Genomic DNA, 13,301 nt, shown 5'->3' on the forward strand with positions numbered 1-13,301 from the left:
CGGGGCCGGGCCCCGCGCCGCCCCCCCCCCCCCCCCCCACCCCCCCCCCCCCCCCCCCCCCCCCCCCCCCCCCCCCGCCCCCCCCCCCCCCCCCCCCCCCCCCCCCCCCCCCCCCCCCCCCGGGGCGGCAGCGGTCACCTGGCCGGGGGCAGAAACGGAGCCGGTGGTGCCGGGGACGACCGGGGAGTCGTGGCCGGCTGTCCCGGCACCGGCGTCCGGGAGGGACGCGGCGACGGCTGCCCGGGGCTCCCCGCCCGGCCCGCCGCCGTCCGCCGTCGCGGCGCCGTCGCCGACGGCCCCGGCCGGGGGCAGGGCCGTGGGCGGCGGCGCACCCGGACCCTCGGGTGCCTCGCCCGGCACGCCGGTGACGGCGCCCGTGGCGGTGGCCGCGGCGGCCGGGCCGCCCGAGGCGGACACCACCACGGAGATTGGTGCGGCCGACTGCGCCGTCGCGGCGCCCCCCGGCGCACCGGACACGGTCGCCACCGGTGCCGCTGCCGCGTGCACGGCCGGGGTGGTCGGTGCCATGGGCGGAGCCGCCGGCGCGGGCGTGCCCGCGGGCGGAACGGGGCCGGGAACGATCGCGGCGCCGGGCTCGGCCGCGGCGGCCGCGGCTCCTGCCCCGATGCCCGCGGCGAGGGTGGCGCTGTTCGCTCCCACGGTGCCGGTGGTCGGCCCGGCCGCGGTGGAGCCCGCGGCCGACCCCGCGGCGCTGCCGAGTGCCAGGGCCCACAGCGCCGCAGCCACCCCGGCGGCGGCGGTGTCGACGACGGTGACGCCGTCGGCTGCTGCCTCCCCGGTGGCCGCTCCGTCCTCGCCCGGGGCGGCGTCGCCGGAGGACTGCTGTCCCCCGTCGCCGCGAACCGGGCCCTGACCGCCGGACAGCGCGCCGTCCAGGGCCGAGGCGAAGGGTTCCGCGCTGTCGCTGGAGCCGCCCGGCGAGGCGCCGGCCGGAGCGGCCCGGGGGGCCGGGGCAGCGGTGGTCACGGGAGCGGTCATCGGTAGGCCTCCGCCTTGCTCATCACGGACCGGACGTAGTTCTGGGTCTCCGGGTAGGGCGGGATGCCGCCGTACCGGCTCACCGTCCCGGGCCCGGAGTTGTACGCCGCCAGCGCCAGCTCGGTGGAGCCGAACTGCCTGGTCAGGCTGCTGAGGTAGCGGGCGGCGCCGTCGATCGCCGAGGCCGGGTCCAGCGCATCGACGCCGAGGCCGCGGGCGGTGGCCGGCATGAACTGCATGAGGCCCTGGGCTCCCGCCGGGGAGACGGCCGAGGTGTTGAACCCCGACTCCTGCTTGGCGACCGCTGCCAGCAGCGAGGCCTCGACGCCGTGCCTGCTCGCCGCGCGCTGGAACAGGTCCGCGTAGGGCACCCCGGCCAGCGTGCTCGCGGTCGCCGGGGCGACCGGGCTCGCGCCGGCCGGTTCGGGGAGGACCCGGCGGATCACGGTGGGGTTGCCGACCGCCTGCACCTTCACCGTCTCACCGGCCTGCGGCGCGGCGATCATCTGCCCGTTGCCGAGGTAGATGCCCACGTGGTCGATCCCGGCCCGCGACGAGGAGTGGTCGAAGAACACCAGGTCACCCGGGCGCGCGGAGGCGAGCGAGGCGACAGCCTTGCCGGCGGTCGCCTGCTGCGAGGAGGTGCGCGGCAGCTCGATGCCCAGGTTGCCGAACACCAGCTTGGTGAAGCCCGAGCAGTCCAGCCCCTTGCGCGGGTCGGTGCCGCCCCAGAGGTAGGGGACGCCGAGATACTTCTGCGCCTCGGAGACGACCGCACCCTCGGAGGCGGTGGCGGTGCCGGCCGCCGCGGTGGTCACCGAGGAGCTGCCGGTCAGCCCGGCCGCGCCGGCGGCCGAGGCCCACGCGGCGGACGACGAGGTGGTCGTGGCGGTCGGCTGGAACCGGGCGTGGATCTCGGCGATCCGGGTCTGCACCGCGCTCACTCCGTCCATGCCGTGCCCCTCCCCGTGTCGGTGCCCTCGTCGGTGCTGCGACGGGCACGGCCGGTGGCCAGGTCGTCCGCGGCGCGCGCCTCGGCGGCGTCGGCGGCGCGCTGCTGGGCCTCCCGGTGCCGTTCGGCGAGCCGCTCGAGCGCCTTGGTGCGGCGCGCGGCGGCGGTCCACTCCGCCCGGACGGCCTCGGCCTGCTCCGCTTGTGCGGTGGCCAGCGACCGGGCGTCGGCGGCATCGGTGGCCGCCGTGCGCAGCAGCACCATGGCCGCCACGAACGAACCGGCGGGCAGGGACGGCGGCAGCACGGCGCCGGCCAGCGCCGTCTCCTGCTCGGCCGCCCGCCGGGCGGCGTCCGCGGCGGCGTTCGCGGCGGCCGCCGCGGCGGCGGCCGCTGCCCGCTCCTCGCTCCGGCGCAGCTCCAGGACGGGCTGCAGCCGGAAGGCGGGGCGCTTCACCCGCCCCTCACGATCCGCTGGAGCCAGCCCCACGCCTCGGCGGCCGACGTCGACTCACCGAGCGGCTGCTGGAGGAACGCGTCGATCTGCGGCGCCAACTGGCGGGCGCGGTCGACCAGCGGGTCGCTGCCGTCCTGGTAGGCCCCGATCTCGATCAGCTCCCGGACGTCGCGCAGGGCGCCCATGAGGCGGCGGATCTCCCGGGCATCGGCCATCTGCGCCGGCGGCACCACCGCGCCGGCGACACGGGAGATGGACTCGAGCACGTCGATCGCGGGGAAGTGGCCGGTCGTGGCCAGCTTGCGGGTGAGCACGATGTGCCCGTCGAGGATCGAGCGCGCGGTGTCGGCGATCGGCTCGTTGTGGTCGTCGCCCTCGACGAGCACCGTGTAGAGCCCGGTGATCGACCCGGTCACACCGGTGCCGGCCTTCTCCAGCAGCTGCGGCATCATCGCAAAGACGCTCGGCGGGTAGCCCCGGGTGGCCGGGGGTTCCCCGGCCGACAGCCCGACCTCGCGCTGGGCCATGGCGGTGCGGGTGATCGAGTCCATCAGCAGCAGGACGTCGCGGCCCTCGTCGCGGAACGCCTCGGCGATGCGGGTGGCGACGAACGCGGCCTTGAGCCGCACCAGCGGCGGCTCGTCGGAGGTGGCGACGACGACGACGGTGCGGGCCAGCCCCTCGGCGCCCAGGTTCTCCTCGATGAACTCGCGCACCTCGCGGCCCCGCTCGCCGATCAGCCCGATGACCCGGACGTCGGCGTCGGTGCCGCGGGTGATCTGGGCGAGCAGGCTGGACTTGCCGACGCCGGAGCCGGCGAAGATGCCGAGGCGCTGGCCCTTGCCGCAGGGGACGAGCGTGTCCAGGGCGCGCACGCCGAAGCTGAGCGGCTCCTCCACGCGGGCGCGGGAGAGGGCGTGCGGCGTCGGGGTCTCCAGGTCCACCCACGACACGCGGCCGTCGAGGGACGGTCCGCCGTCCACCGGCCGGCCGAGCCCGTCGAGGACGCGGCCGAGCAGCTGTTCACCGACCGGCACCTGCAGCGGCCGGCCCGTGGCGCGCACCGGGGCGCCGGCGTGCACGCCGGACAGCCCCCCCAGCGGCATGCAGGTGAGCCGGTCGCGGCCGACGGCCACGACTTCGGCGAGCAGCCGGCGCGTGGTGGGGTCGACCTCGACGAGGTCACCCACGGCCGCGGTGACGCCGTCGACGCTGAGGGTCAGCCCCATCGCACCGGTCACGACACCGGTCACCTGCGGGCGGGCCGCCGCACGGGCGCGCTCGACGACGCCGGGCGGGACGGTCATGCGCCCAGCACCTCCTGCACGCGCTGCAGCGCCGTGCCCAGCTGGGCGTCGATCCGCCGGGGGCCGGACTCGGCGACGGCGCCGGCCCGCTCCACCGACGGGTCGGCGACCACCCGCACCGTGTCGGGCAGCTCGGCGAGCGTCTCGGCGGGCACCTCGGCGAGGTCGTCCGGGTGCAGCCGCACGATCGTCGGGGCGTCGGCGGGGCAGAAGGTGAGGGCGCGGCGGACCGCGTCCATCACCGGGTCGGTGGCCAGCGCGAGCTCCCGGCCGAGGAGGTCCTCGACGAGGGTGAGCACGGTGCCCACGATCGAGTCGCGGATGTCGTCGGCCACCGGGCGGGCGGCCTCCTCCACCTCCCGCACGGCCGCGCCGAGCGCGGCGGTCGCGGAGACCAGCCGACGCTCCCACCGGGCCTGGACCTCGGCCAGTCGCTTCTGGGCGTCGCGCTCGACCTCGGCGACGACGGACTCCGCGGCCAGCAGGCCCTCGGCGTGGCCGGCGGCGAAGCCCTCGGTGCGGGCCTGGGCCCGCAGCCGTGCCAGCTCCTCGGCGTACACGTCACCGAGCCGGAAGGACGGCTTGCTGCCGGCGACCGGCTGGTCCTCGGCGCGGCGCACGCTCGTCCGGCGTTCGACCGGCGAGGGCTGGGCGGGGACGGCGGGGGAGGAGGGCGCTGGGGCGGCCGCGGCCGGCCAGGCCGGCACCGGGATGCCGGCGGTCCGGGCGGCCGGGACCACCGCGACCCGTGGGTCCGCGGGGGCGCCGCGCTCGGCCATGACCTCCCGGTAGGGGCGGGCCAGCGCGGCGGAGCCGCCGCGCAGGACCGCGCCCTCCCGTCGGGGTGGCCGGTGACCGGTGTCAGGAGACGAACTCATCGTCCCCGCCGCGGTTGATGGTCAGTACACCCTGCTCCTCGAGCGTGCGGATGACCGCGACGACCTTGGCCTGGGCCTCCTCGACCGTGCGGGTGCGCACCGGGCCGAGCAGCTCGATCTCCTCGCTGAGGTTCTCGGCCGCGCGCTCGGAGAGGTTCCGCTTGATCTTGTCCTGCACGTCGGGCCGCACACCCTTGAGCGCGGTGGCGAGGTCGTTGGCCTCGACCTCGCGCAGCACCAGCTGCAGGGAGCGGTCGTCGATGGTGACGATGTCCTCGAAGACGAACATCTGCGAACGGACCTGGTCGGCCAGCTCCGGATCGGTGTTGTCGAGCCACTCGAGGATGGAACGCTCGGTCGGCCGCGGGGAGCGGTTGATGATCTCGACGAGGGTCTCGACACCGCCGACGGTGGTCATGTCCTGGTGCGCCAGGATCGACCCCATCCGGCGGCCGAGCTCCTCCTCGACCAGCCGCACCATCTCCGGCGAGGTGCGGTCCATCATGGCGATGCGGTGGGCGACCTCGGCCTGCTGCTCGGGTGCGAACCCGGAGAGCACCTCGGCCGACTGCGCGGCCGTGAGGTGGGCGAGGACCAGGGCGATGATCTGCGCGTGCTCGTCCTTGAGGAAGGTGACCAGCTGCCGCACGTCGGCGTTGCGCAGGGAGGCGAACGGCACCTCGGTGTAGACGACGTTGAGCCGCGACAGGATGCCCTCTGCCTTGTCCTGGCCGAGCCCTGCCGCGAGGATCTCGCGGGCGAACTCGACACCGCCGCGGCCGACGAACTGCTGCGCGGTCATCAGGTGGTGGAACTCGCGCATGACGCCGTCGACGTCCTCGAGCTCCACCGAGCCCAGCTTCATCAGCTCGCGGGTGAGCGCCTCGACCTCCCGGGGCCGCAGCTGGGCGAGCAGGACGCCGGCCTCCTCCTTGCTCATCTGCGCGAGGAACACCGCGGCCTTGCGCAGGCCGGGCAGCTCCGGGCGCGGCGGTACGGCGACGGCCGCGCCGGGCATCGTGGGGATGCTCGCGAGGGTCATGACTTGCCCTCGCCCAGCCAGCCGCGCAGCATTGCCGCGACCTCGTCGGGACGTTCGCTGACCATGGTCGAGATCTCCCCTCGGACCTTCGCCCGTTCGGCGGCCTCCAGCTCCAGCGCGGCGTTGTCCGGCTCGACCACCTGCCGGGTGCTGGCCACGCGCAGGCGGTCCAGCTCGGCGAGCACGTCGTCGTCGAGCTCGAGCGCCTCGTAGTCCTCGTCGTCCTCGTCGTCCTGGCGGCGCCGCGAGCGCAGCCAGACGATGAGGACGACCAGCGCGATGCCCGCGGCGATGCCACCGGTGCGGATCATCGACCACATCTGCTCGGCGGCCTCGGCCTCGCGCGCGGCCTCCATCGCCGCGGCGGCGTTCTCGGCGGCGGTGGCGTCGAAAGGCAGCGCGGCGACCGTGATGTCGTCGCCTCGGGCCTCGTCCAGGCCGACGGCGGTGACCATCAGATCGGTCATCTGCTGCTGGTTGAGGTTGCCGGCGACCGCGTCGTCCATGACGACGGAGACGGTGAGCCGCCTCAGGGTCCCGGGGGCGTCGTCGACGACCTCGACGGTCTTCCCGACGGCGTTGTTGGCCGTCGTGGACTCCTTGTTGTACGTGGCCTCGCCGCCGGCGTTCTCCGCGGCGTCGGGCATGTTCTCCGGGCCCAGGATGCCGCCCACCGGGGCGCCGCCGCCGACGTACTCCTCGGTGGTCGTCTGCTCGGAGAGGGGTGGCGTGCCCTCCTCGAACTGGTAGGTCTCGGTGGTGGTGTTGCGCTGGGCCAGGTCGACGTCGGCGCGGACCGACACGACCGCCTTACCGGGACCGACCACCTGGTCGAGGATCTTCTGGGCGTTCGCGGCCAGCCGGTTCTCGTAGTCCTGCTCCACCTGGGAGCGGGCGTCGCCGGCGGCCGCGGTGACGCCCGTGCCGGCGGCCGAGAGGACCCGGCCGGTCGAGTCGGCCACCGTGACCTGGTCGGGGTCCATGTCCTGGATGCTCGAGGAGACCAGGTTGGTGACCGCCTGGATCTGCTCGCCCGTGAGCGCGGTGCCCGGGGCCAGGTCGAGCAGGACCGACGCCGTCGGCACGGCCTTGTCGGCGACGAACACCTCGTCCTTGGGCAGGGCGACGTGCACGACGGCGGAGTTGACGCCCGCCAGTGCCTTCAGCGTGTTGGCCAGCTCGCCCTCCAGGGCGCGCTGGTAGGTGACCTGCTGCTGGAACTCGCTGGTGGTGATGCCCTGCTCGTCCAGCAGGGCGTACCCGGTGCCCTTGCCGGCGGGCAGGCCCTTGCCGCTCATGGCCAGGCGGAGGTCGTAGACCTTGTCCTTGGCGACCATGATGGTTCCGCCGCCGTCCGCCAGTTCGTAGGCCGTGCCCTGGGCGTTCAGCTCCTCGACGATCGCCGAGGCGTCGGCGGCGGCGAGGTTCGAGAACAGCGGGGCCTGCGTCGGCGTGGTGATCCAGCTGTAGAAGAAGAACCCGCCGAGGGTCAGCCCCGCGAGCAGCAGGCCGATGACGACCTTCTGCCCGGCGCTGACCGTGTCGAACGTGGAGCGGGCACGCTCCAGCGTCCCGGCGAGTGCCGACTTCATCAGATCTGCATCCTCATGATCTCGTTGAAGGCCGCGACGGCCTGGTTCTTGATCGCCACGACCATCTCCGTGGCCACGCCGGACTCAGCGCTGGCGATCATGTAGTCGTGGACGTCCTTCAGGTCGCCGGTGGCGGCCTGCACGCCCAGCTCGGCGGTCACCGACTGGGTGGCCTGGAGCTTGTCGAAGGTGGAGGCGAGGACGGCGGCGAAGCCGTCGGCGCCCTCGGCGGCGGGAGTGCCGCGGGTGCTGCCGGCGACACCGGTGACCGCGCCGAGGCCGATCGGCGGGATGCCGCCGAGCGGGATCGTCATCAGCCCTTACCCAACTGCAGCGCCGCCTGGTAGGCGTTCGTGGCCCGCTCGACCACGGCGAGGTTCGCCTGGTAGCCGCGCTGCGCCATCATCATGTGGGTCATCTGGTCCCCGAGGTCGATGTCGGGGTACTTGACGTAGCCCTCGGCGTCGGCCAGCGGGTGGTCGGGCTGGTACACCAGGCGGCCCTCGGGGTCGCCGAACTCCGCGCGGGCCACGCGCACGCCGCCCGTGCCGGTTCCGTAGTCCACGGCCTGGGCGACGACGAGCCGCGCCTGGAAGGCGTCCTCGTCGGTGCGCCGCACCGTGTTGATGTTCGCGATGTTGTCGGCGGCGGCATCGAGCCACTTCCGGTGCGTCATCAGCCCGGACTGCGAGATGCTCAGGGCCTGGAACATGCTCATGGGGTCAGGACGTCCTCAGTGCCGTGCGGATCGAGTTGTACTTGCCGTCGAGTGCGGTCAGCGCCAGCTGGTAGCGCAGCCCCGTCTCGGTGGCGATGACCGTCTCCGCGTCGAGGTTGACGTTGTTGCCGTTGGTGTTCGTCGGCTCCAGCGAGCGCACGGTGGTGCCGCCGGAGATGACCGGGGTGGTGCCGTTGCGGATCGCCCCGCGCAGTGACGTCTCGAAGTCGGTCCGCCCGGCCAGGAAGCCGGGGGTGTTGACGTTCGCGATGTTGTCTGCGGTGACGCGCTGCCGCTGCGCGAGGCCGGCGAGCGCGGCCTTCAGGACCGGCGTGCCGACGTCGCCGATCATCGGGCGGCTCGCCGGCGGGTGGAGCAGGACACGATCGACCTCCGGGTACGCGGAAGACACTCGCGAACGAGTGCTGGGCCGCCGATCCGTGGCGAAAGTGGTGCTCTCCGTGCACCTGCTCCATCGGCAGCCGGCCGGTGCCGCCTGACCTCGTTCCGCCACACGAGGGACGGCAGGGACCGGATGGGGGAACCGTGGCGGATGTGACGGGCGGTGAGCTCGCCGTGCCGCGAGCCGACCGGGGCGGGGGAGTTGGCACCTTCCGCACGGTCGCCGCGCCTGCGGGCGGATGCACGGCAGAAGAAGACGAACGCCCCGCCGCCGGGAGCCGGCGACGGGGCGGACGTGCGGAGAGCGAATCAGCGAGCGGCGGTGGCGGGCGGATCGATCCCGGAAAGCGCAGAACCTCCCGTCGGCGACGGGGCGTTCTGAGCAGTGGTGGGATCGGGGCGGATGGCCTCAGAGCCCGCGGTCGATGAACGAGGGCACGGGCCGCTCGGCGCCGTAGGACATGCGCGCGGCGACGTCGCGCTGCTTCTGCGACTGGGTGATCCGCTCGACCAGCGCCTCGGCGACCGCCAGCTGGTGCTGCAGCAACCGCGCGGCCCGTTCGCGCAGGTCGGCCGGGATGGGGCCCAGCCCGGACGGCGGCACCCAGTCGGTGCTGCGCCGCCCCCATGCGGCGATCTCCTCGGCCCGGCCACGGGCGAGGCGCTCCTGGGCGTCGAGGACGTCGCCCTCCAGCTGGTCGAGGGCCTCGTGCCAGTCGGCGGGCGGGCGTCGGTCGCCGGACGTCGAGCTGCCGGAGGCGTTCGGCCGTCCGGGGGGCGTGTACGGGCTGGCACCGAAACCGGCCGCGGCCGAGCCGCTGACCGGGCCGACGGTCATGACGCGACGCCGGCCAAGGACGCGGCGGCCTGCCGCCACGCGTCGCGCAAGGGCTCGACGACTGCTCGACAGGAGGCGATGCGGTTGGCGTCGAACTTGAGGTTGGCCTGCACGAGCTCGCCCATCAGCCAGTTGTAGAGGGCTGCCAGGCGCGGACCGCCCTCCCACAGGTCGACCTGCAGGCTGGACAGCAGCTCGAGGACGATCGCCTGGGCGTGCTGGAGCTCCTCGTTGGCCCGGGCGCGGTCACCCTCGGCGACCGCCACCTGCGCCCGCTCGAGGTCGAGGGCCAGCCGGTCATACAGCATGACCAGCACCTGCTGCGGCGAGGCGGTGGCGACGGCGTCACCGAGGTAGCGGGCGCGGAGGGATGCGGCACTCATCGGGAGATCTCCTGGAGCGTGGGAACGGCGGTGCGGACGTCGGGCCGGGTCAGGACGAGGGGAGGGAGTTGAGCTGGCCGGCCAGCCAGTTGGACTGGTTCTGGAGCGAGCTCAGCGCGGTCTCCATCGCGGTGAACTGCCGGGTGAGGGCGGCCTTGCGCTTGGCCAACCGCACGTCCCACGCGGCGATGCGGTCCTGGATGTCGCGGGCCATGGAGTCCTGGCCCTTGGCCAGGGAGGTCAGTGTTCCCGTCGTGACGTCCGAGGCGGTCTTCGCCACGCCGCGCAGCCGCTCGGCGATGCCCGGGACGGCCGCGACGGCGTTGCCGTTGGCGTCCGTGGTCTCGGGGGTTCCCGCCAGCAGCTTCTGGGCCAGCGCAGGGTCGTCCTTGAGCGCTGCTGTGAACGTCTCCTTGCTGAACGTGAGCTTTCCGTCCCGGGTCAGCTCGAAGCCGATGCGCGCGGGGGAGTCCGCACCAACGGCCAGGGAGAGCGCCGACAGGATCTGGCCGCTGATCTGGGTCACGGCGTACTCGCCGCGCAGGGCCGCGGTGCTCCCGGGGGTGTTGTTCGTCTGCTTCTTGACGGTGTCCAGCGCGGAGTTCACCGCGTCGACGAGCGCGGACACCTTGCCGGTGATGGCGTCGGGGTCGGAGACGACGCTCACGGTGACGGGGTCGGGCTCCTGCCGGCTCACCGTGATGGTCGCGCCGGCGAGCAGCCCCTCGAACACGTTCGTCGCGGACGTCACGACGTAGGCGTCGGCCGTGGTGCCCACCTTGAGCTCGGCGTCGGCGCCGGCGCTGGTCGTCTTGAACGCCTCCGTGCCGGTAAGGGAGAAAGCGGCGTCCTTGCCGGATGTGGCGGCGCTGATCTGGAGGGCGTACTGGTTCGTGCCGGTCTGGACGACGGCGGCGGTGAGGCCGAGGGCGCTGCCGTTGATCTTCGTCGCGACCTGGGCCAGGGACTCGCTGCCGTCCAGTGCGATCGTGCCCTTGGTGGTCGTCCCGTCGAGGCTCGTCACCGTTATGTCGTCGAGGTTCGCCGCCGTCGTCGTCGATCCCCAGCGGGTCGTGCTGACGGTGGAGTGCGTGACGGCCACCGACGTGACGCTGAAGGTGAGCGACCCAGGGGAGGCCGTGTCACCGGCCGTGACCGTGACGCCGGCAGCGGAGCTGGTGCCCTTCGTGCTGGTCCACGTCGTCGGCTTGAGGACCGTCTCCGCCGCGGCCGTGACAGCCTGCAGGGCGGTGTTGACCGTCCGGTACGCGCCGGCCGCGGTCTGGGTGGCGGACAGTCGGCTCTTGAGCGCCGTCTGCGGAGCGGCCTCGAGCTGCATGAGCTGGCTGACCATCGACCCGGTGTCCATGCCGGACACCAGGCCGGTGCTGATGCTCATCGTCATGTCTCGGGCTCCTGGACTCGACGGGACGGTGGTGGGAAGTGAGTGAGGGGGGAAGCCGGAGGGCCTCCCCCCTCACCCGGGGTGGTGCCGAGGAATCGTCCTCAGCTACTCAGCTGATCGAGATCAGCGGAGCAGGGAGAGGACGCCCTGCGAGGCCTGGTTGGCCTGGGCGAGCATGGCGGTGCCGGCCTGGGACAGGATCTGGGAGCGGGTGAACCCGACCATCTCCTGGGCCATGTCGGCGTCGCGGACGCGGCTCTCGGAGGCGGAGAGGTTCTCGATCGCGACGTTGAGCGAGTTGATGGTGCTCTCGAAGCGGTTCTGCGAGGCACCGAGGGTCGCCCGAGCACTGGACACGTTGGCGATCTGCGTGTCGATGACCTTCAGGGCCGAGGTGGCCGAGGTGTCGGTGGGGTCGAACGCCGCCACGGCGGTGGTGCCGTCCACCGCGCTCACCCCCCCGCCCTTCAGCGCCGTTGCCACGTCCTTGACGGCGGCGGCGACGTCGAGGACGTTGGTCGTGGTGACCTTGACCGTCTCGCCCCCGTTGGCGCCGGTCTGGAAGGTCAGCTCCAGAGGAGCGTCGCCAGCCGCTGCCGGGTCCCCGGGAACTGCGGGGGTGCCCTGGAGCAGCTTGGTGCCGTTGAAGTCGGTGCGCTTGGCGATGTCTTCGAGGGCAGCGCCGAGCTCGTCGATTTCCGTGGCGATGTAGCCGCGGGCGTCGGCGGTGACGACGCCGGTGTTGGAGGCCTGCACGGTGAGGTCACGCACCCGCTGGAGGATGGAGTGGACCTCGGTGAGGGCGCCTTCTGCGGTCTGGACGACCGAGACACCGTCCTGGGCGTTGCGGACGGCCACCTTGAGCCCGCCGACCTGCGAGCGCAGGCCCTCGGAGATCGCCAGGCCGGCCGCGTCGTCGGCGGCGCGGTTGATGCGGAAGCCGGAGGAGAGCTTCTCCAGCGACTTGCTCATCTGGCTGTCGGTGATCGACAGGTTGCGGTGAGCGTTGAGCGCCGCGATGTTCTGGTTGATGCGCAGACCCATGGTGATCCTCCTTGGACGGGGTCGTACTCGTTGATCCCGCTGCATCCGTGCTGCGGGGTGGTGCACTGGTGGTTACGGCAGAGCGCGGGCGTGGCTTGAGGCGAACCACGATCTTTCTGCCGCCGTTGCGGGACGCAGTGGGAAAGCGGCTTGGCGCCGGTCCGGAACGTCAGCGACAGGGCGGCGTCGCCGGCGGCAGCCGTGGCCGGGTCACCGCTGACGCCCAGCAGGAGCTTGGTGCCGTTGAAGTCGGTGCGCGTGGCGATGTCCTCCAGCGCGCCGCCCAACTCGTCGATCTCCGTGCCGATGTAGCCGGCGGCGGTGTCGGTGACGACACGGGTGTTGGAGGCCTGCACGGTGAGGTCACGCACCCGACCGGCTGTTGGCTGAGGCGAAGCGGCGTCTTCTCCGAGTCGCGTAAGAAATGGCAATGAGGGGGGAGGCCCGAAGGCCTCCCCCCTCACCGGGGTGGTGCTGAGGGGTCGCGCCTCAGCTGCTCAGTGCTGGGATCAGCGGAGCAGCGAGAGGACGCCCTGCGAGGCCTGGTTGGCCTGGGCGAGCATGGCGGTGCCGGCCTGGGACAGGATCTGGGCGCGGGTGAACCCGACCATCTCCTGGGCCATGTCGGCGTCGCGGACCCGGCTCTCGGAGGCGGAGAGGTTCTCGATCGCGACGTTGAGCGAGTTGATGGTGCTCTCGAAGCGGTTCTGCGAGGCACCCAGGGTCGCCCGGGCACTCGACACGCCGGCGATCTCCGCGTCGATGTCGGCCAGCACGGTGCTGGTCGTCGGGTCGAAGGCGGCCGGCGTCACACCGTCCGCGGCGAAGCCGTTGATGGCGTGACCGACGGTCTTGACCGCGTCGGCGACGTCGAGCACGTTGGTCGTGGTCACGCCCACCGTCTCGCCGCCGTTGGCACCGGTCTGGAAGGTGAGGCTCAGGGCCGCACTTCCCAGGGTGCCGTCACCCTGCAGCAGCTTGGTGCCGTTGAAGTCGGTGCGGTTGGCGATGTCTTCGAGGGCAGCGCCGAGCTCGCCGATCTCCGTGGCGATGTAGCCGCGGGCGGTCTCGGTGACCACCCCGGTGTTGGAGGCCTGCACGGTGAGGTCACGCACCCGCTGGAGGATGGAGTGGACCTCGGTGAGGGCGCCTTCTGCGGTCTGGACGACCGAGACACCGTCCTGGGCGTTGCGGACGGCCACCTTGAGCCCGCCGACCTGCGAGCGCAGGCCCTCGGAGATCGCCAGGCCGGCCGCGTCGTCGGCGGCGCGGTTGATGCGGAAGC

The 13,301-nt window shown here is 73.4% G+C and carries 15 protein-coding genes; all 15 read right to left on the reverse strand.

Annotated elements, in window-relative coordinates; all coding sequences use genetic code 11:
* Window positions 1-995 precede the first annotated feature (995 nt).
* Window positions 996-1,952 carry a transglycosylase SLT domain-containing protein gene (locus ACI8AP_RS20745; RefSeq protein ID WP_456591265.1) on the reverse strand — a complete coding sequence of 319 codons (957 nt, stop codon included), beginning with the start codon at window positions 1,950-1,952 and terminating at the stop codon, window positions 996-998.
* On the reverse strand, window positions 1,940-2,407 hold the full coding sequence (locus tag ACI8AP_RS20750) for a flagellar FliJ family protein (protein WP_456591266.1): 468 nt from the start codon (window positions 2,405-2,407) through the stop codon (window positions 1,940-1,942). The genes ACI8AP_RS20745 and ACI8AP_RS20750 overlap by 13 nt, the downstream gene beginning before the upstream one ends.
* Window positions 2,404-3,714 carry a FliI/YscN family ATPase gene (locus ACI8AP_RS20755; protein ID WP_456591267.1) on the reverse strand — a complete coding sequence of 437 codons (1,311 nt, stop codon included), beginning with the start codon at window positions 3,712-3,714 and terminating at the stop codon, window positions 2,404-2,406. The genes ACI8AP_RS20750 and ACI8AP_RS20755 overlap by 4 nt, the downstream gene beginning before the upstream one ends.
* Window positions 3,711-4,592 carry a FliH/SctL family protein gene (locus ACI8AP_RS20760; protein WP_456591268.1) on the reverse strand — a complete coding sequence of 294 codons (882 nt, stop codon included), beginning with the start codon at window positions 4,590-4,592 and terminating at the stop codon, window positions 3,711-3,713. The genes ACI8AP_RS20755 and ACI8AP_RS20760 overlap by 4 nt, the downstream gene beginning before the upstream one ends.
* Window positions 4,576-5,634: a flagellar motor switch protein FliG gene (fliG, locus tag ACI8AP_RS20765; protein WP_456591269.1), complete on the reverse strand. Its 1,059-nt coding sequence runs from the start codon at window positions 5,632-5,634 to the stop codon at window positions 4,576-4,578. The genes ACI8AP_RS20760 and fliG overlap by 17 nt, the downstream gene beginning before the upstream one ends.
* A complete protein-coding gene (fliF, locus tag ACI8AP_RS20770; RefSeq protein ID WP_456591270.1) occupies window positions 5,631-7,226 on the reverse strand; it encodes a flagellar basal-body MS-ring/collar protein FliF in 1,596 nt (531 codons plus the stop codon). Before fliF ends, fliG begins: the two co-directional genes overlap by 4 nt.
* The gene (locus tag ACI8AP_RS20775) at window positions 7,226-7,540 is read right to left on the reverse strand and encodes a flagellar hook-basal body complex protein FliE (protein WP_456591271.1); all 315 of its coding nucleotides are present in this window, start codon (window positions 7,538-7,540) and stop codon (window positions 7,226-7,228) included. Before ACI8AP_RS20775 ends, fliF begins: the two co-directional genes overlap by 1 nt.
* Window positions 7,540-7,944 carry a flagellar basal body rod protein FlgC gene (gene flgC, locus ACI8AP_RS20780; RefSeq protein ID WP_456591272.1) on the reverse strand — a complete coding sequence of 135 codons (405 nt, stop codon included), beginning with the start codon at window positions 7,942-7,944 and terminating at the stop codon, window positions 7,540-7,542. Before flgC ends, ACI8AP_RS20775 begins: the two co-directional genes overlap by 1 nt.
* Window positions 7,945-7,948: 4 nt before the next feature.
* Entirely contained in the window at window positions 7,949-8,296 is a 348-nt protein-coding gene (locus ACI8AP_RS20785) for a flagellar basal body rod protein FlgB (protein ID WP_456591273.1), read from the reverse strand.
* A gap of 459 nt (window positions 8,297-8,755) precedes the next feature.
* Window positions 8,756-9,184 (reverse strand): hypothetical protein, encoded by a 429-nt coding sequence (locus ACI8AP_RS20790; protein ID WP_456591274.1) that lies wholly within the window; start codon window positions 9,182-9,184, stop codon window positions 8,756-8,758.
* The gene (gene fliS, locus ACI8AP_RS20795; protein WP_456591275.1) at window positions 9,181-9,567 is read right to left on the reverse strand and encodes a flagellar export chaperone FliS; all 387 of its coding nucleotides are present in this window, start codon (window positions 9,565-9,567) and stop codon (window positions 9,181-9,183) included. Before fliS ends, ACI8AP_RS20790 begins: the two co-directional genes overlap by 4 nt.
* 49 nt (window positions 9,568-9,616) lie before the next feature.
* Window positions 9,617-10,972 carry a flagellar filament capping protein FliD gene (gene fliD / locus ACI8AP_RS20800; protein WP_456591276.1) on the reverse strand — a complete coding sequence of 452 codons (1,356 nt, stop codon included), beginning with the start codon at window positions 10,970-10,972 and terminating at the stop codon, window positions 9,617-9,619.
* A 123-nt stretch (window positions 10,973-11,095) separates the two neighbouring features.
* A complete protein-coding gene (locus ACI8AP_RS20805; RefSeq protein WP_456591277.1) occupies window positions 11,096-12,016 on the reverse strand; it encodes a flagellin N-terminal helical domain-containing protein in 921 nt (306 codons plus the stop codon).
* Window positions 11,941-12,387, reverse strand: a complete 447-nt coding sequence (locus ACI8AP_RS20810) for a flagellin N-terminal helical domain-containing protein (RefSeq protein ID WP_456591278.1) — start codon at window positions 12,385-12,387, stop codon at window positions 11,941-11,943. The genes ACI8AP_RS20805 and ACI8AP_RS20810 overlap by 76 nt, the downstream gene beginning before the upstream one ends.
* 138 nt (window positions 12,388-12,525) lie before the next feature.
* Window positions 12,526-13,301: flagellin N-terminal helical domain-containing protein (locus ACI8AP_RS20815; RefSeq protein WP_456591279.1), on the reverse strand; the 776-nt coding region annotated here is incomplete at its 5' end.

This window comes from Blastococcus sp. SYSU DS1021 (genome assembly GCF_054050995.1).